Below are 21,253 nucleotides of genomic sequence, written 5' to 3' on the forward strand. Positions count from 1 at the left end.
CTGATCTACAGCTTCCCGCAACAGTTCGCGGGCGTCCAGGACGTATTGAAACGCTTCCTGGACGACGTGTTCGCGTCGAACCGCTACGAGCGCCAGGCGTTGCTGCGCGGCGTCTATTTCAGCAGCGGCACGCAGGAAGGCAGCCCGCTGGACCGCGTGATGAGCGCGATGGCGGCCTCGTTCGGCCTGGAGCGCCAGGCGCTGGCACCGAATGCCGCCAGCGGCCGCAGCTACTTCATCACGAATTTGCTGCAGCAGGTGATCTTCCCCGAGGCCGAACTGGCCGGTGTGAACCATGCGCTGGAAAAGCGCCGGCGCGCGCTGCAATGGGGGACCGTGGCGGCCATCGCCGTCGCCTTCGTGCTGCTCGGCGCCGGCATGATCACGAGCTATGTGCGCAACCGCGCGTACATCGCCGATATGGAAGCGAAATCGGCCGACATCGCCAAACGCGTGGCCGCGCTGCCCGTGCAGGGATCGACGCTGCAGGTGCTCCCGGTACTGGACGACCTGCGCCAGCTGCCGGGCGGCTACGATGACCGCGAGAAGAGCGCACCCTTCCTCATGCGCTTCGGCCTGTACCAGGGCGACAAGCTGGGCGAGGCCGCACGCATCGCCTACCGCAAGGTCTTGCAGGACACGCTGCTGCCGCGCCTGCAGCAGCGCATGGAAGACCAGTTGCGCCGCAACGGCGCCAACAGCCCGGAATACCTGTACGAAGTCCTGCGCGTGTACCTGATGCTGGGCGACGCGAGCCACTTCGACGCCGAATCCGTCGCGGCCTGGGCGGCGCTCGACGATGCGCGCAACCTGAAGGACGCCAGCGAAGAACAGAAGCAGGGACTGGCCGCGCACGAGCTGGCGCTGATGGAAAATTTCCGTTCAGGCCAGGCGATGCCGCGRCTCGACCCGCAGCTGATCAGCGACACGCGCCTGACGCTGGCGCGCATGCCGCTCGAACAGCGCGTCTACAACCGCCTCAAGCGCCAGCTGATGCGCGAGAAGCTGCCCGAGTTCAGTCCCGCGAGCGCGGGCGGGCGCGAGGCCGTCAATGTCTTCGTGCGCAAGAGCGGCGAGCCGCTGACGCGCGGCGTGAACGGCATGTTCTCGCCGGCCGGCTACGCCAGATTCCTCGAGATGAGCAACGAGGCCGTGGACGACGTCGAGAAGGAGCGCTGGGTGCTGGCGCAGCAGGAMGCCACGCAGGCCGCCAACCGCGACCAGGTCCGCCAGGCCGTGCTGCGCCTGTACTACGACGACTACATCGCGCAATGGGATGCGCTGCTGGCCGACGTGAGCCTGCGTCCGTTCGGCACGCTGGAGCAGGGCGCGCGCGTGACGAACCTGCTGTCCGGCGCGGACTCGCCGATGCGTAAATTCCTCGTCGCGGCCAGCAAGGAAACCACGCTGGGCGGCACGAAGACGCCGGCCATGGAATCCGTCACGGCAGCCGTCAAGGGCAAGCTGGACGCGTACAAGAAAAAGCTGGAGAGCGCGATGGCGAGCACCGACGACGCCGCGCCAGCCGCACCGGCCAAGGCCGCGAACCCCGTCGACGCGCATTTCGAAGACCTGCACAAAATGACGGCCGGCAGCCCGTCGCCGCTGGACGGGACGCTGGGCATGCTGAAGGACGTCGCCGTCTACCTGGACAGCGCCGCCGCCGCCAAGCGCACGGGCGCGGCGCCGCCTCCGGGCGACGCGCTCGCGAAAGTGAAACTGGAAGCGGACGGTAAGCCGGCCCCGCTGGGCACGATGCTGAAGTCCATCGACAGCGGCGGCGCCGGCCTCACGTCCGGCAGCGAACGCGAACGCCTGAACGCGCTGTGGACCGCGGGCCCCGCGCAGTTCTGCCGCCAGGCTGTCGCGGGCCGCTACCCGGTCGTCCGGTCGGCCGCGCAGGACGTCACGGCCGACGACTTCGGCAAGCTGTTCGCGCCGGGTGGCCTGATCGACGACTTCTTCGCGAAGAATCTCTCCCAATACGTCGACATGGGCGGCGCCCAATGGCGCTGGCGCGCGACGGCGAACGACGGCTCGCTGGGCATCCCGCAAGCGACGCTGGACGAATTCCAGCGCGCCGCGAAGATCCGCGACGCGTTCTTCGCCAACGGCGGTCGCCAGCCCTCGATGCGCTTCGACCTGAAGCCGGTGGCGCTCGACCAGGCCATCACCAAGTTCACGCTCGACATCGACGGCCAGGCCTTGAATGCCACGCCGGGTGCGTTGGCGCCGGCGTCGTTCCAGCTGCCGAGCGGGAAGGGCGGCGGGCAGGTTCGTCTCGACGTGACGCCCGCCAGCGCGCACGGCACGTTGCACACGGAAGGCCCGTGGGCCTGGTTCCGCATGCTCGACAAGGCGACCGTGGAACCGACCGCGCAGGGCGAGCGGTTCAAGGTCACGTTCGACGCCGACGGCCGCAAGGCCGCGCTGGAGCTGACCGCGAACAGCGTCGTCAACCCGTTCCGCCGCGCCGTGCTGGAACAGTTCCGTTGCGTGGGTCAGCTGTGACCGGGTACTTCGGCAAGGTCTCCACCCTCGGCGACTTCGTGTCGCGCGGGTTGCCCGACGGGCTGGTCGCTGCGTGGGATGCGTGGTTGCAGCAGTGCATCCAGGCGAGTAGGGAGCAGCTCGGGGATCAGTGGCTGAATCACTATCTCACCAGTCCGGTGTGGCGGTTTGCGATCGCACCCGGGGTTTTAGGTCCCGAGGGTCTGGGCGGCGTGATGATGCCCAGCGTGGATCGGGTGGGGCGGTATTTTCCGCTGATGATAGCGGCGGTTGGGGCGCCGCCGTTGCTGGACTGGTTTCACAAGCATGCGGCGTGGTATGACGCCATCGAGGATCTGGCGCGGGCGTCGCTGGATGCGGCGTTCAGGCTGGAGCAGTTCGATGGGTTGCCGGAGGCTGCCGTGGCGGCTGGTTCGCCCGCGGCGCCCGTGGCCGGGACGTGGCGGTTTGCGCTCGATGACGGTGTTGACGAGCGGGTCGTTGCGGCTGTCTTGCAGGGACATAGTTTGTGGTGGACTGAGGGGGCGCCGGGTGTTGAACCATCGATGCTCGTGTGTGCGGGGATGCCGCGGGTGCAGGGGTTTGGCGTAATGCTCGCTGGCACTTCAAATTCAAATGAGTGCGCTTGATTACGGTTTTAAGCTCACGTATTCCCTAATCATACTTTGTAACTGTTCAGCCAGAGTGAGCGTGGCAACGAACAGTTGTAAACCGCGCCGTTATCCCGCATCATTCCGTCATGCCACCGAAACCACCCCGTCGCGACCTTTCGCAGCTCTCTGATGAGCAGAAGGATCTGCTCATCGAAGCCTTGCTCGCGCGCATGGATGCGCTCGAGGCGAAGCTGGGCATGAATAGCGGGAACTCGAGAAAGCCGCCGTCGAGCGACGGACTGGCGAAGCCAAACAAGACCAGTTCGCTGCGCGGCAAGTCGTAGAAAAAGCCGGTTGCCAGCCTGGTCACAAAGGCACGACGCTCAAGCGCGTGGCCGAGCCGACCGAAACGGTGGATCATCCATTGCCACGGCGGTGCGGACGTTGCCATGCCGCGTTGCCGCTGGATTCGGCGCAATTGCTGGAGCGGCGCCAGGTCCTCGATGTGCCGACGGCCGGTTTTGACGTGATCGAGCACCGCACCTACACGGTGGCGTGCACTTGCGGTCAGCGACACGCCAGCGTGTTTCCCTTTGATGTGAGCGAGACGGTGCAATACGGCCCCAACGTGCGCGCGCTGGGCGTGCATCTGACGCAAGGCCAAATGCTGCCGTATGCCCGGGCCGCCGAACTGATCGCCGACCTGTATGGCTTGCAAGTGGCGCCGGCGACCTTGCTGGCCTGGGTCGATGACGCCGGCAATGCCTTGCAAGGCACGGCCGACCTGATCGCCCGCCATGTGCACCACGCGCCAGTCCTCCATGCCGACGCGTCGGGCCTGCGCGTGGCCGGCAAACTGCACTGGCTGCATGTGGCCGCCACCGCGACACTGACGTGGTATGGCGTGCATGAAAAGCGCGGTCTGGACGCCATGGCCGAGCACGGCATCCTGCCCAAACGTGCCGGCGTCCTGGTGCATGATTGCTGGGCGCCTTACTGGAAGCTCGACGATGGCTTGCACGCCCTGTGCAATGCCCATTTGCTGCGTGAACTGACCCATGTGCGGCAAATGACCGGTCAGGCCTGGCCGACCGATATGACGAACCTGCTGCTGAACGCACAGCGACTGACCACGCGGGCGCGGCAACGGCAGCTTGCGCTTGACGCCGATACTGTCGCGGCCTTCGGCATCCTCTATCACGATATCGTGCGTGAAGGCGAGCGGCTCCATCCCATCATCCTCAAGCCCAACGGCAAGCCCGGCAAACAATCCGAGGCGCACAATCTGCTGCGCCGTTTTCGCTTGCACGCCGACGCCATCCTGCGCTTCATCGCCGACCCGGCGGTCCCGTTTTCAAACAACGTGGCCGAGCGTGCCGTGCGCATGCCCAAGGTCAAGCAGAAAATATCGGGATGCTTCCGCACCGTAAAGGGCGCCAACAATTTCTGCGTCATCCGCTCCTGCCTCGACTCCCTTCGCAAGCTGGGGCACGGCATGCTCGATGTGCTGCGCCAAGCCTTTCACGGCACCCCGATCGTGCCGGCCGCGTAGAGGCTGAACAGTTACCAATTATTATACCCCCCACAGTGTGACGTTAAGTTGTGTGAGCAACCGGTTTCGCCCCGTTGCAGACATTCGCATTAATTGCCGAACACGGCTCGTTGCGGAAAAATCGTTGCTAAGAACTTGACTCAGTCACCTATTCAAGTCAGATTTCTTTTCAAGGATTACTTGCTTTATAGGTTTTTATAATTGCGTCAACCATTTCTCGGCCAATCCCGGCGAGGTTTCCTGTGGTTTTCGTGAAGTAACTTCCGTCTTTAGGTATAAGGGAATCACCGATTTTATAGGTCGAAGAGAGACCAACATCAGCTATTTTTCGCAAATAAGTTTCGTTACATTTCCAATTATTATGAATCCCAACATCTCTTCGTGCTTTAGCCTCTACAAAAGTTGGCCAAAATGGTCTTATACATTCGGGCTCGATGGATAAAGTTTTGCAAATTTCGTCCAGATACTCCGAAGGTTTTTTATACATCAGCTTATTCAAAAACATGTCGGTTGCTTGTCCTATCAAAAAATCTTTTGAATCGGCCTCGAGAATTTGCGACAGCGAAAATTGAACTGAACTAAGCTTTTTGGGATAGGCACGCAATATAGCGGAAAGGCATGACTGAAAGAAAAACTCGAGACCGGAGATTTGAGTAAAGAATAAGTGACATTCGATGTACTCCGTCGCGGTCATCTTCATCGCGGACGCAAAACACCCAAGCTGGTCATACGTGGCACGAAACCCGCCGTGAACCGGCGAATCGAGTTCAACGTTCATTTGCGCTGCCCTGGCCGCGCGGAGGATGAAAATCGTTGCTTGCAAAAATGTATTCTGGTTATTTATAAGCGTGGCAAGTGCTTCTTCTACTTCTTCGCAAACATTTTTGTTGCTCACTGTGTATCCTTATTGTGGGTCTAAGCCATCTATCTGCGCGCAACGATGTTCCGCTATGTGCGGCGGTTTATGGCAGGCGCGCGCCTTCAGGGCGAAAAGCCCAGTGTGCAGCTTCGATTCGAATTTTATCCCCAGATTGAATTTCGATCTCAAATTGCCCGGTACTCGATTGATTTGACGAGTTGATCGATGAAGAAGGCCCCCAATCCTCACGTCGAGGCAGTTCAATGTTGGTGAAGCCTTCGAACGTCAGTAAATGGGGAGGCAGGCCAACAGGGAGTAATCTTATATCGCATCGAGCTGCTTCCCGGCTGATGTACACAGCTACCAGCGTAGCATCGTGGATCGGGAGCGAGTTACTAACCTTCTAGCGAGTAAAGTCACGTTTTCTCCTATGAGAGACTATGGCTCTACTTTCTAGAAAGTTGGTAAATGACATCGAATCTTCCAAAAAAGTCAGGTGGCTGCTGTTGGCCGTACCCGGCCATTAGCAAGCAGCGTAGTATGTTGCTGAGTTGAAAGGTTCATACTTTGTCACACCATCCGTTGCCGACATGCCAAAGCCGCCTGTTGTCCCAACTCGGACCTGCGACCTTTAATCCAAGGCCTAGATAATTGGCAAAGCAATTAGACCTTCAGGAGTGCTCCGATTCTGAATTTGTAAGTAAACCACTCTTTTTCATAAATGTATTTCAACGCCCTAATCATCGTGACGCCGCATGTTTTCCGACAGACTGCGCGGAATCGTTGCATTCATTAAAAGTCATCAGGCGCAGATGCTGCGCTTCATAGTTGACGTTTAAATGTATGAATTGTTGAAAATGGTTTCTCGCTAAATTGACCATTTGTCCACGAGTATTGGTTGCATACAAATGTCCACTCATCATTGTTCAATGATATATCGTAAACATTGAAACTTCGACGCGCATCTTTCTCCGAGAATTTCTTGGTGGAAGATCCAGACATAACTTGTAGAAAGGGCCGTGTGCGCAGATTTTTCACTATTTCGGAAATTGTTTCTGAAATTCTAGTGAGCTCCTTTCTTTCAGTAGAACTTATTGAACTGGATATCCGTTTTCGAATTATCTCCAACTCGCCTGCCTCTAGAATTGTGGCGCCATCGACGCCATTTACCATCAAGAATTCACCGACTTTCTTCTTCAGAGAGTCTGGGTCACCGAGGGCATCCTTTAGCAGATTTAAGACGTTTTCAGCCAATGCTTCGTCGGTCAATGCTGTGTGGTTTTTTCTAACGAGTTTTGCCAAAACCCAAGTGCACATAGTTAGTGCCTTTGATAATAGCCTTCCGCGATCATCTTTAAGCTGGATCGGCAGTGAACCTATGCCGATAATTCTACGGAAGTAGTTTATAACATAGCGACTAATTGCCCGGCTATCAAAATGATTTCCGTATTGGTACACATCAAATCTCGGAATATGTTTGTGACCACATAGCAAAGCATCAAAATCTGCGAATGCGACGTTGCGAAATACTATGTCGCGATGATGAATTCGCATGAAATAATCTGACGCTTTTTCAGGTGGCTCAAATAAATAATGATGCATCACCAGAATTTTTAGGCTTCGCGAAAATTTACTTTTCTCAATGCAGTGGCCGGACTTGTCGGGGTATTTGAGATTGCCATTCATCCCTTGATCATGCCAGTCAAGCAGGTATTCTGCCTGCTTAACCGTCAATTTCCCTTTTGCAACGGCCTGATCATAACGAATGGTTCCGAATGTTGAATCCGTATTGGTTTCATCGGTATCGCCGAGGAATGACGAATCCACATACGCCATGTAAATCCCTTTCCCATCCTTTTCAATCCAATCGTAATAGCATCCGCTTTCCCCGATACGACAATTTGGAAATTGCCTATTATAATTAGTCAGCGATTTCTGGCGTCTCTCCAAAATACTCCTGGTGTCGTCGTCGTTGTTCCAAGCGTCGTGGTTTCCTGGAATGGATTTAACGATTTCGGCAGGAGTATTCAAGCCAGATTGCTTCCCGTCTCCAATAGGGATGGATGCGTGAATCCACCCATGTGCATTTATTAGGCTCTGATCATCACCCTTGTTACTTATGTCACCGGAGACTATCAAGCGATCGATGTCGTCTATTTTCTTTAATCTATTTTCAAGGCCAACTAATAAATCGATAGAGTGTTCATGATTCGTCGGTTTTGACTGGTCTGTTCCGGTTGAGAAATGTAGGTCCGATATGTGAGCGAAACGGAAATGTGGATTGGATTCCATCCTTACTCCTTAGTTTTAAAAAAGGACAAGCCAGTAAATTATGTATGCGCTCATACATCGAAATTCTTTTAATTCTTACGAGATGAGTTCTCGAATGGCCGCATTGGCCGAAGCCTATCCATCGCCAAGTTGAGCATATTTGTCGCGAGGATCATTCGAATCCTCGTGGCTCAGCATGTCACACGCTTACTATGGGGGCTATCTCGACCAATAGCAGCATAACATCTTGCTCTGACGAAAAAGTCACACTTTCTCACCTAACCCCACAACTTGGGCAACGGATAGCTTGCATACCGAAAAAGCATTCATCCAACTCCTCGACTGGCGTCAATGCAACGCTGCTGCCACTGGGCGATCTCCTCTGCGTCCCAGGCAACGGACTTGGGGCCGATGGGAATCGGTGCAGGGAACAAGCCTGCCTTCACTTTCCTCCAAATTGTTGTGCGAGACCATCCGGTCGCTTCGATCACGGCTGACAAACGGAGGAATTTTCTGATCGTAGACATGATTGCTCCTATGGCTATTAAAAATTTGCGAAAAATGGTGCTTAAAGGAATTATCTGCCTAGGTAAATCGAGGTGACCTGTTCGCGAGAATGTCCCAGTTCACGATAACTTGAGTCGTGCCTTTTGATCAGCTAGCTGTCAAGTCCCGTCTGATCATAAACGCGTTTAACGAATAATTCTGGCCGCTTCTTCTGCCGTAACTGTTCAGCCAGAGTGAGCGTGGCAACGAACAGTTGTAAACCGCGCCGTTATCCCGCATCATTCCGTCCTTTGAAATCGAGCTCGAAAACGTAATGATCTCCAGCGTCACTCCAACCAGCAACAATGGAGGAATCATCACTGAGTGCGTGCATCTTGCATCCTCGAAATTCAAGTGCTCGTACACCCAGCAGAAAATCGGTGGCGGTGCCGGCGGCAGTACGGCAGGTGGCTGGGATTCAGCCGCCAACAAGATCTACGTCTGACGGGGGCACCATGCCGCATCCGGTTGTCTACCCCGGCGACTTCAAAGCCTTGCTGGATAAATGGGCCAAGCAAAGGCTCGAGGACTGGAGCGAGGACCACAACAAATTAACGTTCATCGCTGACGGTCAATGTGCGAAGCTGCAGCAGGAGCTAACGAACGTGGGTCATACCAGCCGATGGCAACCGGGAGAACGGGTTGTGGACGTTGCCAGGACTTTAAAGCCAGGAACGGTGATCGCCAATTTCGTCCTCAAGGACGGCAAAATGGTCTATCCAAATACCCATGGCTATCATGCAGCGTTGTTCGTGAGAGGCGAGGGCTTTAGCGTCGTGACAGGGAAGCCCAGCCAGATCGTCATGTTCGACCAGTGGAAAAATGCCAGGGCCGACGCATCGCATGCGCCCGGCACCCGACCGGTTCGCGCTTACACTCCTGAGCAGGTCAGGCAGAGCGGCAGATCGCCTTGCGACAATGCGAACGATTTTTATGTTGTGGTGGTTCCATGAGAACGCTCTTCCTTGCTACTTTCGCACTGGCCTGTACGGTTGGCAATGCAGCAGTCTACAAATGTCCCCAGGTATTTCCCGGCAGAGACGCTCCCGCGGCGCCCTTGACCGGCGCCTCGATGATGTGGGGCGAACTTCATGGCGACGGCTATTTGCATGGGGATGACGAAGCCGCCGATGGAGGCTATGACATACGCTACGGTCTTGCGGACGATGAGCAAGGGTGGCTCGTGTGTGCATATGGTGCCGACAAGCGGATCAAGGGCAAGATCCACGATGGGCGCGAGTGGGGCCAATCCATGTCCTATGGCGGGATCAAATGGTGGATGAAACTTGCTCCCAAGGCCGGGAATTGTACAGTGCAAGTCAGGGAGATGAAGGTATCCGACTCAGGCAAAAGCACGTGGACCGCTACCGCCAGCTGTGAACACCAATGATCCCGACGTGGTCAAGGTGACGGCACATCCAACGGCGGCTCATCCAACAACTTGGCCTTGTACGCCATCAGTTGGTCAGCTTGAATGTCGAATCGCTTCAACCATTGCTCAGCAGCCGCACCAATCAAGCGCGGCTCGCTCTCGGACGACGCGTATTGCAACCGCACAGTCGGCGTCCGGATGGGCTGTAGCAGCATATTCGGGAGCACCATCCGTGCTGGAGGCGGCTCGTCCGCTGGCGCCGCGTCGGGCCTCGCCCCAGCCTGGATGACGATCCCCTCGCCGTAGTCGAGCAGGCGAAACCAGTCCATCGGCAGCTCGGAGCGAACCGTCGACTCCCCGCCAATCTTCTCCAGGTAATTACGATTGATCGCGGTTAGCCATCCTACGGTTTTGATCCCCTTGTGAGCATTCACCGCGCCGGGAACCAAGCCGCCAGCGTCGAAACCGTGTAGTTTTGACGCCAGGAATGCCTCGAACGCCTGGTTGTCGAGATAGCGCAGGGCCGATAGCACGAGGCCGTATCCTGCATAGCCGTGTGCGGCACGAAGGCGGCGCGCGCAATCTACGAACAGTTGCACGAAGGTATCCGGCTTCTCTTCAACGAACAGGAGCGGAACGCTGAACCGCAGGCCGCAAAGGCCCCAGCCGCCCATCTTGACTTGCCAGGCCGGTACGCCGACGATCTGGAACTCCCACGGACCGGCATCATGCGCTTCCTTTCCGCTGGCGTAATAAAAGCTCAGCGGGTCGTCCTCATCCATCCGGGCCAGCATCGCCTTGAGTGGTTTTGCTTTCGATATAGCCATTTTGCCTGGGCCCTCGGGCGGATCTTCCCGGAAGAGCCAGGTAAACGCCGGATTGACGGTCCGTTGGTACTCGTCGAAACAGGCGCAGATGGCTTCCCGCACAGCGGGCAAGTGCGCATCGGCGAAAAACAGGGTGCCGGCAATGGCGGGTACGCAACCCACGTAGTTCTGCGGGCCTTGTCTGGTAAGCATGCCGCCGGGCACGTTCAGTGCTTCGGGATTCGTCCGTATCAGTGTAAGCGGGTCGAACGGCAATTCACTCATATCTGTCCTTAAAACGCTGGCACGCCGCCTGGTGGCGGTCGTTTCATCACGACCGTGTAGATTATCCCAAGAATTGCGGCTGCAGATTCGAGTTGCTCGACTGGAATCTTTGATGGCTCAGGCTCGGGCTGATTGCAGTCGCAGTCTTCGAGCTTCATTGACACCAACTTTTTTTCGTCTCCAGCGATGATGGCGTAGCTTTCGAGTTGCCGAGGCCTGAACGCGTCGTCCGGGAACTTCATCTCGACAACCTGCTTGATGTTGTCCTGCGTCGGCGGTTTCGTCGGATCCTTGACGATGACCACGTCGGGCCGACGCGTGTAGCCTCGGCCAGCCTTGTACGGCTGCGGCCGGGTTGGGTCTTTGGGCCAAAGCGTCTGTGTCCAGCCCGGCCACAAGTCCCTGCTCTTCGTTGGTATTTCTTTGTCCAGGAAAGGCTCGGGCGGACGTTTCGTCATGTCATACGTGTATTCGGCCTTGTAGGGGCTCGTGTGTCCGAGCGCGGTATCGAGTGCTTTCAGCCGGCTGGACACGCATTCCTGCTTCAGTGAACGGCCATCCGCGCCGATACTTGGCTGGGTCTGGCACTTGCACATCGCCGAGCACAGAACTTTCTTGTCGGAGTAGTCGAGCTCGGGCTTGTTGATGGACACGACGGTCGTCGAGCCCTCTGGCGACATGCCACCGACGGCCAGTGGCGGCTTTCCGGCTGGCGGCTGGTTCGTCGGCCCCGTCACGCGTCACCGTCCTCGGCCAGGTCGAACGCCAAGGCTTCGCGTGCGTCCCGCTCAACCCATGCGGTGTAGCCGTCCGCGTCGGTCGTGCCGGTCATGTATTGGCCACCGGTCGAGCGTATGCGGACAGCCTGGTTGCGCACCGGTTCGCCCGTCGTGGCGTCGACCAACTGGAACCGGCCCCGGTAGCGTTCCTTGGTGCTTCCCATCGGCTCGTCGACGTAGCGGCTGGCGAGTCCAGTAGCCACGATGCCAAAACCTTGCTTCAGGACGCCGGATGCGCCGTTGCTCACAGTGCCCGTCGCCGCACCGTTCACCGGCGCCGTGAATGAGAGCATCTGGCTCGAGATGAGCGTCGCGCCGCAGGCGGTCTTGCAACCGTGGTATGCGACGGCCTGACCGCGATCGCGAAAGCCGGCGTCGCCCTCCACGATAGGAAATACTCCCTTGCACCTCGGGCAAGAGACCATGTCACCAACGCGAGCCCAGCCCTTTCCCTCCGTGAAGGCAAATTGCGAGCAAGTGATGACGGTACCGCCGTGGTTTGTCTTGTCACCAATGACGATGAGGGCTTTCAAGTTGCCTCCTGAATTCCTTGCATTTAAGGAAAGACTATCATTAGTGGCTAGCGGAACTTTGCGGAATGTAGCGTCGAGCTGCCGCACGACCCCGCCATCGGCGTGCCATCGACGAAGATGAACGCAAACTCGAACGCTGCAAATAAGGGATGACCAACATGGATGAGGATTTCGCCTGCTTTCTTGCAGAATTTGGACCGGCAATTGACAGGCGCCATGTGCCGCCCTCGACGATCGCGCGCTATCGCGGCAAGCTGCCGGACCAGTTGCTCGCGTACTGGGAAGCGTATGGTTGGTGCGGCTACGGCGAGGGGCTCTTCTGGACAGTGAATCCCCAGGAGTACGAGCCCGCATTGGAAGCATGGATCGGCGACACGCCGTTCATGGAGCAAGACGCCTATCACATCATTGCGCGCAGCGCGTTCGGCACGCTTTACCTCTGGGGCGAGAAGACTGGAGACACGCTGCGCGTGTTCGCGCCGGCCTCGGTCTGCTTCACGACAGCCCCCGACGATGACATCGACCGCGATTTCGAGATGCGTCTATTCTTCGGCGGACTGTCGCGCGAGACGAACGACGTCGAAGGCCTGTTCGCGCCGGCCTTGCAGCAGCTGGGGCGTCTCGGACGCGACGACATGTACGGCTTCGTTCCTGCGTTGGCGCTTGGTGGCACACTCACGCTCGCCAACCTGCAAAAGGTCAAGGCTGTCGAGCATCTCGTCATACTCGCGCAGCTCGCGCCGCTACAGGTGACCCAGGTCTGAACGGTCCGACCGCTGTCCGATCATTGGGGCGCCCAAATGGAACGGTGTACACTTGTGCCCACATTTTTGTTAGCAGACCGTGAAATGAACGACCGCACCACATCACCCCCGAGCCAAGGCCTGCCGGCACAGTTGCTGGCCGACCTGCAAACCCGCTTCGGCCCCCGTTTCTCGCTCGCCGCCGCAGTCCGCGACCAGCACGGCCGCGACGAATCGTCATTCGTGGACGTGGCCCCGCCGGACGCGGTGGTGTTCGCCGAGGACGTCGCGGACGTCCAGGCGCTGCTCGCCCTGGCCAGCCGCCACGCGGTGCCGGTGATCCCGTTCGGCGCGGGCTCGTCGCTGGAAGGCCATTTGCTGGCGGTACGGGGCGGCATCAGCCTGGACGTGAGCCGCATGAACCAGGTGCTCGCCATCGACACCGCGGACATGACGGCAACCGTGCAGCCGGGTGTGACGAGGATGCAGCTGAACCAGGCGCTCAAGGGCACGGGCCTGTTCTTCCCCGTGGATCCGGGCGCGGACGCGTCGATCGGCGGCATGTGCGCCACGCGCGCCAGCGGCACCAATGCCGTGCGCTACGGCACGATGCGCGAGAACGTGCTCGCCCTGCAGGTGGTCACGGCCGCCGGCGAGATCGTGCATACCGGGACGCGCGCGCGCAAGAGCAGTGCGGGCTACGACCTGACCCGGCTGATGGTGGGCAGCGAAGGTACGCTCGGCGTGTTCACCGAGATCGTGGTGCGCCTGCATCCGCTGCCGGAGGCGCAGTCGGCGGCCGTGTGCTCGTTCCCGGGTATCGCCGAAACCGTCGGCGCGGCGATCGACATCGTCCAATCCGGCATCCCGATCGCGCGCATGGAGTTGCTCGACGCGAATGCGGTGCGGATGGTGAACCGGTACAGCAAGCTCGATCTGCGCGAAGGTCCGATGCTGCTGATGGAGTTCCACGGTACGCCGGCCTCCGTGCGCGAACAGGCGGAATCGGTCGAGGCACTGGCCGCGGAACATGGCGGCGCGGCCTTCGCCTGGGCGACCGGCACCGAGGAGCGTACACGGCTCTGGACGGCGCGTCATCACGCGTATTTCGCGGCCATCGCCTCGATGCCCGGCTGCCGCGCGATCAGCACCGATACCTGCGTGCCGATCAGCCGCCTGGCGGAATGCCTGCTCGAGTCGGTGCGCGAAGCCGACGAGATGGGCATGCCGTATTTCCTGGTCGGGCATGTCGGCGACGGCAACTTCCATTTCGGCTACCTGATCGATCCGCACAAGCCCGAGCAGCGCGAGCGCGCCGAACACCTGAATGCGCAGTTGGTGGCACGCGCGATCCGCCTCGACGGCACATGCTCGGGCGAGCACGGCATTGGCATGCACAAGATGGATTTCCTGGTCCAGGAGGCCGGGCTGCCCGCGGTCGAACTGATGCGGGCCATCAAGCGGGTATTCGACCCGCAGGACATCCTCAACCCCGGCAAGGTGTTGTGGGGAGAAGCAGGACAGGACGCGCCGCGGCGCAGCTGGGCCGGGTGAGCCGACGGCGGGGCAGCGGCACTACGCTGCCCGCGGCAACGTCATCCTGAACGTCGTGCCACGCCCCACGACGCTCTTCACGTCGATCGTGCCCTGGTGACTCTGCACGATCCCATACACGATCGACAGGCCGAGGCCCGTGCCCTTGCCCACCGGCTTGGTCGTGAAGAACGGCTCGAAAATATGCTCGAGATGCTCGGGCGCGATGCCGCTGCCGTTGTCTTCGATCTCGACCCACACGACCTTGTCATCGTACCCGGTGCGGACCACGATCGTGCCCTTGCCGTCGATCGCATGGGCCGCGTTGATGAGCAGGTTCAGGAAGACCTGGTTGATCTGCGAGGGCAGGCAGTACAGCTCGGGGACGCCGGCATATTCCTTCACGACGTCCGCCTTGTACTTGATCTCGTTCCAGGCGACGTTCAGGGTGCTGTCCAATCCCTGCTCGAGATCGGCCATCTCTTTTTGCGTGCCGCCGGGCCGGGAGAAATCCTTCAGGTTCTGCACGATGTGCTTGACGCGCTGCAGGCCCTCCCTGGATTCGTTGAACAGGTCGTCGAGGTCCATGCGGATATCGTCCAGCCCGATGTCCTGTTTCATGAAGGCGACCGGTGCGCGGGCATCGCCCGGCAACAGCCCTTCGACGCCTTCGAATGCCTTGATGAGCCGCAGGATGTCCCTGGCGTCGCGTTCGAGTGCGCCGAAGTTGGCGCTGATGAAGGCCAGCGGATTGTTGATCTCGTGCGCGACGCCGGCGGCCAGCAGGCCGATCGAGGCCATCTTTTCGGATTGCAGCAGCTGGCCCTGCATGTCGCTCAATTTGCGGATCAGTATCCGTTGCTGTTCCTTCTCGGCTTCCAGCCTGGCGTTCGCCACTTCCAGGGCCTGGGTGCGCTCGCGCAGGTGCGCTTCCATCTGCTTGCGCTGGGTGACGTCGTAACCGATGCCGACGATGCCGTTCACCGCGCCCTGTTCATCGCGCAGCAAGACCTTGGTCGTGACGGTCCAGCCCAGTTCGCCCGTATCCTGGTCTTCCACCAGTTCTTCGTAATCGAACAGCGACTGGCCCGAGTCCATGACCTGCTTTTCGTCCGCAAAATACTTTGCCGCCAATTCGGACGGGAAGAAATCGAAGTCGGTCTTGCCGATCAGCTGCGGCGGCGCCTCGACGCCGGCCAGGCGGGCCATACGGTTGTTCCCGAACAGGAAGCGGCTGTCGCGGTCCTTGGCGTAGATGCGGAATGGAATGTTGTCGACCAGCGTGCGCAGCAGATTCTGTTCGAAGACCAGTTCCGCGGCCGACTGGTCGTGCATGTCGCGGTCGTGCCGGATCCGCTCGCGCAGCGCCGCATTCGTCAATGCCGTGGTGGCCGATGTGGCCAGGATGTCGAGGAGTGCCGTCTCGGCCGTCCGCACCTGCTCCAGGACGACCACGCCGGGTACGCCGGCCCCGTCGCCGACGGCAAAGCAGCCCGTTGCGCCCATGCAGACGCATTCGCGGGTGCGCCGCACGTGCCCGACGATGCTTGCTACCGGCGTACCGGCGTCGCACGCGTCGGCCGGGCCCACCCAGTAGCCGTGCGCGGCCCCGCACAGCGCCACCGCGACGGCGACCGCTTCCTGCCGCACGGCCTCCGCACTCGCGTGCGCGGCGATGCGCCGCAAGCCTTGCGCGAGCGCTTCGAGCGTCGCTTCTTCTTGATTACCGTCAAGGAAGGTTAATTTCGACATGGTAACTAATTCTTGCAGTTCCTCCCTGTATGGACAACTAAATTCGAGACAATGGGCCAAATAGCCACACTTATCCGCCAAAAAGTGCGGATCAAAGGAAGTGCAGGGCCGCCACGGCGATCAGCGTCGGCGGGGTTGCAGCGGCGAGCAACCCGATGGGACTGATCGCACGGTCGGGAAAGCTGTCCCTCAGGATCGCGGCGCCGGCCGGATTGGGCGCGTTGGCGATCAAGGTCAGTCCGCCGCCCGCGACGGCGCCGCCGACGAGGGCGGTCTTGTACGCAAGGCTCAGGCCCGGCACCTGGGCGCCGAGGTAGGTCAGGGCGGCATTGTCGGTGATGGCGGTGAGCGCCGTGGTGCCGAAGAACACGGCGTTGGCGCTCATGCTCGTCAGCAGCGGCGCGAGCCACCAGGCCTGCAGGCCGCCGAGCACGACGAGGCCGGCCAGGAAGAACGCGACCAGCAGCGCCTCGCGCAGGATCAGGTCGTCCTGGTAGCGCTGGTAGGCGGCCGTGAAGCCGAGGAAGAACAGGAATACGCCCATGAAGACCTGCGGATGATGGGCGAAGACGACGATCAGCACGAGGAATAGCAGGTGCATCGCGATGACCGGCAGGGGCACGGGTTCGGCCGTGGCGTCCGCTGCGGCGCCCAGTGCGAGGAACTGGCGGCGGAACACGATGAGCAGCAGAGTCGTGTTGGCCAGCACGGCCAGCGCCGATTTCCAGCCGAAGTTGGCCAGCATGAAGCCGAGGTCCCAGCCCCACGTGGCGGCCACCATCAGCACCGGCGGGGCGGCGAACGGCGTCAGCGTGCCGCCGATGGAGACGTTGACGAACAGGACGCCGAGGATGGCGTACTTCAGGCGTGGTCCGGTGTCGCGCGCGAACACGCCGTCGCGCAGCAGTAGCGCGGCCAGGGTCATCGCGGCCGGTTCCGTGATGAAGGCGCCCAGCAAAGGTACGAGCGACAGCACGACGCAGCACAGCGCCATCGTCCGCGGCAGCGGCAGCAGGCGCGCGCCGGTGCGCACGAGCAGGCTGGCGAGGTCGAGGATCGGCCGGCTCCCCGCCACGACCATGATCGCGAAGACGAACATCGGCTCCGTGAAATTGCGCGACTCGAGGTAGGTCACCGACGCGTGCCGGCCGGCGACGCCGAACATGAACAGCATCAGCACCGCGGCCCAGAACCCGAACACGACTTCCACTTCGCCGAGCAGATGCCAGAAGCCGGCATGGCGCGGCTGCGTGTGCGCGAGGCGTTCGAAATACTTGACGGAGAAAGTGTGGAGGACGGCCACGCCGAACAGCGCGGCACCGATCATTTGCAGGGGCGTGGGTGTAAGCATAGGGGCGCGACAAGGCCGCGTGGCGGCCCGACCAGCGCGTATCACCTGTCGCGCCGACATGGCGCGAACACCCCTTGTCGCACGAGTATAGCCGATGGCGCCGATCGCGCGCCATGCCGTCACGGTTGGTCCGCGATGCCCGCCTTGCCCGGCGCGTCAGCTTGCCAATCCCGATGGGATCAGGAGTGCGTCATGCTTTCCAGTTCGGCTTTTCTGGCCATCAGCTCTCGATAGCGGCGGCGCGCGCGCCCCAGAATTGCTGCTGCCATTACCAGCATCAGGGCAAACACCAGGGCTGACGCGCGCGCTGCGGCATTGTTGTCATTGACCGCTAGTGCGATGGCACCGGCCAGTGCGGCGGCGCAAAACGACACCGCCATGCGCGCCGCGACAATCCGCTGCGTCACCAGCAACACGCGGCGGGTCGACAGCACCCAGGCGGCGTAGACAGCCCAGCCGATACCGATCAGCGTCATGCCGGCTAGTGCAATAGCAGTGCGTTGCGGCAGAACCGGCTCGGTCAGCCACAGGGCGCCGGTCAGGGTGGCCATCGTCAGCGCAGCCAGCAGCAGTGCCACGTAGCCGCAACGCGCGCGCGCCGACAGTTCGCGCTCCAGCAGTGCATTGAGTGAAACGGTGTTCATGGTTGCACCCCTTTCATGTCGAGTTGATAACGCAACAGTTTGCGTGCGCGGAACAGGCGTGATTTGACGGTGCCGACGGGGATGCCCAGCACTTGAGCCACCTCGTCGAGCGACAGCTCGCGCAGGTAGAACAGGGTCAGTACTTCGCGCTCGGTGAGCGGCAAGCGGCTTAGCTCGGCGAGCATCGCGTCCAGGTCGGATTCGACGTCGTCGGCGTGTGTCTCGTCGGCTTGTTCGTCAATCTCGCCATCGGCTGCCGGCGGGTGCGCGTACTGTTCGCGCAAGCGGTCCATCAGCACGCGGTGAGCGATGCCGAATAGCCAGGAACGCAGGCGCGCACCGTCGCGCAGGCGCGCAATCCCGCGCAGCACGCGCAACCAGACTTCCTGGCTGGCATCGTCGGCAGCGGCATCGCTGCCGCTCAGGTTGCGGGCGTAGCGCCACAGAGGCAGCTGAAAGCGCGCGATCAGCGTGTTGAAAGCCGCTTGCTCGCCCAGCTGGCAACGAATCGTCAGCAACTCGTCGGCGCACGTGTCGTATGGGGAGGGGGAAAGGTCGGTCATGGGATCTCCGTCAGCATACCGTGGTAGTCGGACGGGAAACCAAAAGGTTCATCGTTTACGGCCGGCCCGCGATGCCCGCCTTGCCCAGCGAGTCCGCCATGCGCACGAGCCTCACGAATTCGGCGCGGTAGCCTTCGCGGTCGTCGCCGCGCGCATCGTTGGCCCAGCGCGCGATCTCGTCGTAGCTCACGTCCGCCAGCGCCGTCTCGCCGCGCAGCCGTTGCCCGAACGCCGCGACGGCCACCGCGAACCGCTGGTCCTCCGGCGCCGCCCCGAAGCGCGCACGCGCCGCGCCGGCCAGCACCGGCCGCTCGATCAGGCGGCTGGTCGCTTCTCCCGGCAGCTTGTAGCGCAGCTTGACGAAGCAAAGCTCGTCGCCGCGCTTGCCGGCTTTGGACTGGGCGGCAGGCTGGTTGCCGGCATAGCGCGGCGGATCCACGAGCCCGGCGGCGGCGGCGGCCGGCGTGATCTCGTAGATCGCGGTGACGGTATGCCCGGCACCCATGTCGCCCGCGTCGACCTTGTCGTCCTTGAAGTCCTGGCGCTGCAGCATGCGCGTCTCGTAGCCGATCAGGCGGTAGGCCGCGACCTGGTCCGGGTTGAATTCGACCTGCACCTTGACGTCGTTCGCGATCGGGAACATGGTCGAGCCGAGTTCCTCGCTCAGCGCCTTGCGCGCTTCCAGCAGCGAGTCGATGTATGCGGCGTTGCCGTTGCCCGACTGCGCCAGGCGCTGCATCAGCGCGTCGTTCAGATTGCCTTCGCCGACGCCGAAGATCGACAAATAGATGCCCGTCTTGCGCTTGGCGGCGATGAATTGTTCGAGCTGTTTCGGGTCCGTCATGCCGAGGTTGAAGTCGCCGTCCGTCGCCAGGATCACGCGGTTGACGGCTTCGTTGTCGAAGTGGCGTTCGGCCATCTCGTAGGCGCGCTTCAGGCCCTCGCCGCCGGCCGTGCCGCCGCCCGCGTGCAGGCTGTCGATGGCGGCGAGGATCTTGTCCTTGTCCTTGCCGGCCGTCGGTTCCAGCACCGTGCGCGTGCCGTTGGCGTAGCTGACGATGGCGATCGTGTCCTCGGGACGCAGCTGTTCGATGAACAGGCGGAAACCCTGCTGCAGAAGGGGCAGGCGGTCGGGCGGCATCATCGAGCCGGAGACGTCCACGAGCAGCACGACGTTCGCGCGCGGGCGCTCGGCCGCGTGGATGTCGTAGCCGCGCACGGCGATGTGCACGAGCTGGTTGCCGGCCTTCCAGGGGCTCGGCATGACTTCCGTGCTGACCGCGAACGGTTGATTGCGGTCGCGCGGCGCCGCATAGTGGTACGGGAAGTAGTTGACCATCTCTTCGACGCGTACGGCATCCAGCGGCGGCATCCGGCCCGCGGCCAGCAGGCGGCGCACGAAGGCATACGAGGCCGTATCGACGTCGGCGCTGAACGTGGAAACCGGCTGCTCGGACACCAGCACCGTCTTGTTCGGTTCCTTGTCCGGGAATTTGTCGGCGCCTTGAGGCAGCGGCACGATGATCTGCTGCGGCATGATCGCCGCATAGTTCGCCTGCGCCGGCGCGCGCTGTGCCACGAAGCCGCCACTGGTGGTGCCGGCGCTCACCATCGCAGGGGCCGGCGGCGCCGGCGGTGCGGGTATCTTCGCGTCCATGTAGACGGCTTCGCGTGGCGAGCTGCACGCGGCCAGGAGGATGACGCCGCAGGCGAGGGCGGCGGCGATGCCGGTCGAAGGTTTCATGATGGTCCCTGTTGGAAGAAGGCTGGAATTATTCTTCCGCTAACTTGCTCCAACAGGGACGAACTGACAACGGGCGTTACAACTTGTAAATATTGAACCTTCGATCACTTCCCCAACGCGGCCAGCGCCCAGGGCAAGGCCGCGCGCTGATCAGTCGCGGTCCGGCGCCCCCAGCGGGAACAGGGGGCGGTATGGCCGCGCCTCGTCCACCGCGCGCGCGAACGACGGCCGCGCCAGCAGGCGCGCGCGGTAGGCACGGAGCAGGGGATAGCGGTCGGCGATCGGATGCGTCCAGTCCGCGTAGAACAGCGCGGGCGCGGCGGCGCAGTCCGCGAGCGAGAACGCGTCGCCGGTCGCCCACGTGCGGCCGGCCAGGCTGCCATCGAGCCAGGCGTACGCGAGCTCCAGCTTCTCCGTTGCCGTCGCCAGCCCGTCCGCGCGCCTGGTCGCGTCTCCTGTCAGCGCGCCGTTCACCGCGTGCTGCACCATGCTCATCACGTGCAGGTCGAAGAAGCGGTCCATGAAGCGCACGTCGAGCGCTTCCAGTGCGTCGTCCGGCAGCAGGCGCACGGGACCGGGATGMGCCAGTTGCAGGTATTCGATGATGATGCTTGTCTCGACCACGTTGCGCTCGCCATCGACGAGCAGCGGGAATTTGCGCAGCGGCCAGCGTTTCAGCCATTCCGCGGCGTGCTGCGGCGTGTCCGGCCCGAGGCTGCGGAATTCGAAAGGCGTGTCGTTCTCGTACAACGCGACGAGCACTTTTTGCGTGTACGACGAGAAGGGATGACCGTAGAGCACGAGGGGCATGGCGGA

At 61.2% G+C, this 21,253-nt stretch carries 21 protein-coding genes; 9 read left to right on the forward strand and 12 right to left on the reverse strand.

All coding sequences use genetic code 11. The features are described 5' to 3' along the window. From tssM to tnpC, 4 genes are all read left to right on the forward strand, one after another. The coding region (gene tssM / locus AC1DYX_RS04965; protein WP_477256881.1) for a type VI secretion system membrane subunit TssM at positions 1–2,511 on the forward strand (2,511 nt) is incomplete at its 5' end. Next, the gene (tagF, locus tag AC1DYX_RS04970; protein WP_477256883.1) at positions 2,508–3,140 is read left to right on the forward strand and encodes a type VI secretion system-associated protein TagF; all 633 of its coding nucleotides are present in this window, start codon (positions 2,508–2,510) and stop codon (positions 3,138–3,140) included. The genes tssM and tagF, both read left to right, overlap by 4 nt. A 110-nt stretch (positions 3,141–3,250) precedes the next feature. Beyond that, a complete protein-coding gene (locus AC1DYX_RS04975) occupies positions 3,251–3,448 on the forward strand; it encodes a DUF6444 domain-containing protein (RefSeq protein ID WP_477256885.1) in 198 nt (65 codons plus the stop codon). Positions 3,449–3,495: 47 nt separating this feature from the next. Continuing rightward, positions 3,496–4,656 (forward strand): IS66 family transposase, encoded by a 1,161-nt coding sequence (tnpC, locus tag AC1DYX_RS04980; protein ID WP_477256887.1) that lies wholly within the window; start codon positions 3,496–3,498, stop codon positions 4,654–4,656. 169 nt (positions 4,657–4,825) lie between these two features. On the opposite strand, the gene AC1DYX_RS04985 is transcribed toward tnpC, so the two are convergent. The 3 genes from AC1DYX_RS04985 to AC1DYX_RS04995 form a co-directional block, all read right to left on the reverse strand. Next, positions 4,826–5,551: a hypothetical protein gene (locus AC1DYX_RS04985; RefSeq protein WP_477256889.1), complete on the reverse strand. Its 726-nt coding sequence runs from the start codon at positions 5,549–5,551 to the stop codon at positions 4,826–4,828. A gap of 786 nt (positions 5,552–6,337) precedes the next feature. Continuing rightward, the gene (locus tag AC1DYX_RS04990; protein ID WP_477256891.1) at positions 6,338–7,807 is read right to left on the reverse strand and encodes a metallophosphoesterase family protein; all 1,470 of its coding nucleotides are present in this window, start codon (positions 7,805–7,807) and stop codon (positions 6,338–6,340) included. Between the two features lie 305 nt (positions 7,808–8,112). After that, entirely contained in the window at positions 8,113–8,313 is a 201-nt protein-coding gene (locus AC1DYX_RS04995; protein ID WP_477256893.1) for a helix-turn-helix transcriptional regulator, read from the reverse strand. A 293-nt stretch (positions 8,314–8,606) separates the two neighbouring features. Between AC1DYX_RS04995 and AC1DYX_RS05000 the strand changes: the two genes are divergently transcribed. Genes AC1DYX_RS05000 through AC1DYX_RS05010 form a run of 3 tightly spaced genes read left to right on the forward strand, consistent with a single transcriptional unit; the run spans position 8,607 to position 9,722 of the window. Next, positions 8,607–8,777: a hypothetical protein gene (locus AC1DYX_RS05000; RefSeq protein ID WP_477256895.1), complete on the forward strand. Its 171-nt coding sequence runs from the start codon at positions 8,607–8,609 to the stop codon at positions 8,775–8,777. A gap of 10 nt (positions 8,778–8,787) precedes the next feature. Continuing rightward, positions 8,788–9,285: a BPSL0067 family protein gene (locus AC1DYX_RS05005; protein ID WP_477256897.1), complete on the forward strand. Its 498-nt coding sequence runs from the start codon at positions 8,788–8,790 to the stop codon at positions 9,283–9,285. Beyond that, on the forward strand, positions 9,282–9,722 hold the full coding sequence (locus AC1DYX_RS05010; RefSeq protein ID WP_477256899.1) for an STY0301 family protein: 441 nt from the start codon (positions 9,282–9,284) through the stop codon (positions 9,720–9,722). The genes AC1DYX_RS05005 and AC1DYX_RS05010 overlap by 4 nt, the downstream gene beginning before the upstream one ends. 11 nt (positions 9,723–9,733) lie before the next feature. Here AC1DYX_RS05010 and AC1DYX_RS05015 read toward each other — a convergent pair whose 3' ends face one another. From AC1DYX_RS05015 to AC1DYX_RS05025, 3 genes are read right to left on the reverse strand one after another with little or no spacing between them, the layout of a single operon-like run. Beyond that, the gene (locus tag AC1DYX_RS05015; protein ID WP_477256901.1) at positions 9,734–10,795 is read right to left on the reverse strand and encodes a type VI immunity family protein; all 1,062 of its coding nucleotides are present in this window, start codon (positions 10,793–10,795) and stop codon (positions 9,734–9,736) included. Positions 10,796–10,803: 8 nt separating this feature from the next. Then, on the reverse strand, positions 10,804–11,532 hold the full coding sequence (locus tag AC1DYX_RS05020; protein WP_477256903.1) for a VRR-NUC domain-containing protein: 729 nt from the start codon (positions 11,530–11,532) through the stop codon (positions 10,804–10,806). Then, a complete protein-coding gene (locus AC1DYX_RS05025) occupies positions 11,529–12,107 on the reverse strand; it encodes a PAAR domain-containing protein (RefSeq protein ID WP_477256905.1) in 579 nt (192 codons plus the stop codon). The genes AC1DYX_RS05020 and AC1DYX_RS05025 overlap by 4 nt, the downstream gene beginning before the upstream one ends. Positions 12,108–12,256: 149 nt before the next feature. Here AC1DYX_RS05025 and AC1DYX_RS05030 point away from each other — a divergent pair, with 149 nt between their 5' ends. After that, on the forward strand, positions 12,257–12,871 hold the full coding sequence (locus AC1DYX_RS05030; protein ID WP_477256907.1) for a GAD-like domain-containing protein: 615 nt from the start codon (positions 12,257–12,259) through the stop codon (positions 12,869–12,871). A gap of 84 nt (positions 12,872–12,955) precedes the next feature. After that, positions 12,956–14,404, forward strand: a complete 1,449-nt coding sequence (locus AC1DYX_RS05035) for an FAD-binding oxidoreductase (RefSeq protein WP_477256909.1) — start codon at positions 12,956–12,958, stop codon at positions 14,402–14,404. A 21-nt stretch (positions 14,405–14,425) separates the two neighbouring features. Here the strand turns inward: AC1DYX_RS05035 and AC1DYX_RS05040 are convergent, their stop codons facing one another. From AC1DYX_RS05040 to AC1DYX_RS05065, 6 genes are all read right to left on the reverse strand, one after another. Then, positions 14,426–16,135 (reverse strand): ATP-binding protein, encoded by a 1,710-nt coding sequence (locus AC1DYX_RS05040; RefSeq protein ID WP_477256911.1) that lies wholly within the window; start codon positions 16,133–16,135, stop codon positions 14,426–14,428. Positions 16,136–16,226: 91 nt separating this feature from the next. Continuing rightward, positions 16,227–17,486, reverse strand: coding sequence for a putative Na+/H+ antiporter (locus tag AC1DYX_RS05045; protein WP_477256913.1), 1,260 nt, complete (start codon positions 17,484–17,486; stop codon positions 16,227–16,229). Between the two features lie 179 nt (positions 17,487–17,665). Continuing rightward, on the reverse strand, positions 17,666–18,130 hold the full coding sequence (locus AC1DYX_RS05050) for a hypothetical protein (RefSeq protein ID WP_477256915.1): 465 nt from the start codon (positions 18,128–18,130) through the stop codon (positions 17,666–17,668). Further along, positions 18,127–18,693 (reverse strand): RNA polymerase sigma factor, encoded by a 567-nt coding sequence (locus tag AC1DYX_RS05055; RefSeq protein ID WP_477256917.1) that lies wholly within the window; start codon positions 18,691–18,693, stop codon positions 18,127–18,129. The genes AC1DYX_RS05050 and AC1DYX_RS05055 overlap by 4 nt, the downstream gene beginning before the upstream one ends. Before the next feature lie 55 nt (positions 18,694–18,748). After that, complete coding sequence (locus AC1DYX_RS05060) at positions 18,749–20,437, reverse strand: vWA domain-containing protein (RefSeq protein WP_477256919.1); 1,689 nt, start codon at positions 20,435–20,437, stop codon at positions 18,749–18,751. Positions 20,438–20,587: 150 nt separating this feature from the next. Further along, positions 20,588–21,247, reverse strand: coding sequence for a glutathione S-transferase family protein (locus AC1DYX_RS05065; RefSeq protein WP_477256921.1), 660 nt, complete (start codon positions 21,245–21,247; stop codon positions 20,588–20,590). Between the last annotated feature and the right edge of the window lie 6 nt (positions 21,248–21,253).

Source organism: Massilia sp. P2_C2, assembly GCF_056404615.1.

Excerpts from the sequence above, each read along its gene's own strand:
- AC1DYX_RS05050 (WP_477256915.1), bottom strand. The coding sequence starts at position 18,130 with ATGAACACCGTTTCACTCAATGCACTGCTGGAGCGCGAACTGTCGGCG.
- AC1DYX_RS05045 (WP_477256913.1), bottom strand. The coding sequence starts at position 17,486 with ATGCTTACACCCACGCCCCTGCAAATGATCGGTGCCGCGCTGTTCGGC.
- AC1DYX_RS05055 (WP_477256917.1), bottom strand. The coding sequence starts at position 18,693 with ATGACCGACCTTTCCCCCTCCCCATACGACACGTGCGCCGACGAGTTG.
- AC1DYX_RS05030 (WP_477256907.1), top strand. The coding sequence starts at position 12,257 with ATGACCAACATGGATGAGGATTTCGCCTGCTTTCTTGCAGAATTTGGA.
- AC1DYX_RS05010 (WP_477256899.1), top strand. The coding sequence starts at position 9,282 with ATGAGAACGCTCTTCCTTGCTACTTTCGCACTGGCCTGTACGGTTGGC.
- AC1DYX_RS05000 (WP_477256895.1), top strand. The coding sequence starts at position 8,607 with ATGATCTCCAGCGTCACTCCAACCAGCAACAATGGAGGAATCATCACT.
- AC1DYX_RS05005 (WP_477256897.1), top strand. The coding sequence starts at position 8,788 with ATGCCGCATCCGGTTGTCTACCCCGGCGACTTCAAAGCCTTGCTGGAT.
- AC1DYX_RS04990 (WP_477256891.1), bottom strand. The coding sequence starts at position 7,807 with ATGGAATCCAATCCACATTTCCGTTTCGCTCACATATCGGACCTACAT.
- AC1DYX_RS05060 (WP_477256919.1), bottom strand. The coding sequence starts at position 20,437 with ATGAAACCTTCGACCGGCATCGCCGCCGCCCTCGCCTGCGGCGTCATC.
- AC1DYX_RS05040 (WP_477256911.1), bottom strand. The coding sequence starts at position 16,135 with ATGTCGAAATTAACCTTCCTTGACGGTAATCAAGAAGAAGCGACGCTC.
- AC1DYX_RS05035 (WP_477256909.1), top strand. The coding sequence starts at position 12,956 with ATGAACGACCGCACCACATCACCCCCGAGCCAAGGCCTGCCGGCACAG.
- AC1DYX_RS04975 (WP_477256885.1), top strand. The coding sequence starts at position 3,251 with ATGCCACCGAAACCACCCCGTCGCGACCTTTCGCAGCTCTCTGATGAG.
- AC1DYX_RS04995 (WP_477256893.1), bottom strand. The coding sequence starts at position 8,313 with ATGTCTACGATCAGAAAATTCCTCCGTTTGTCAGCCGTGATCGAAGCG.
- AC1DYX_RS05015 (WP_477256901.1), bottom strand. The coding sequence starts at position 10,795 with ATGAGTGAATTGCCGTTCGACCCGCTTACACTGATACGGACGAATCCC.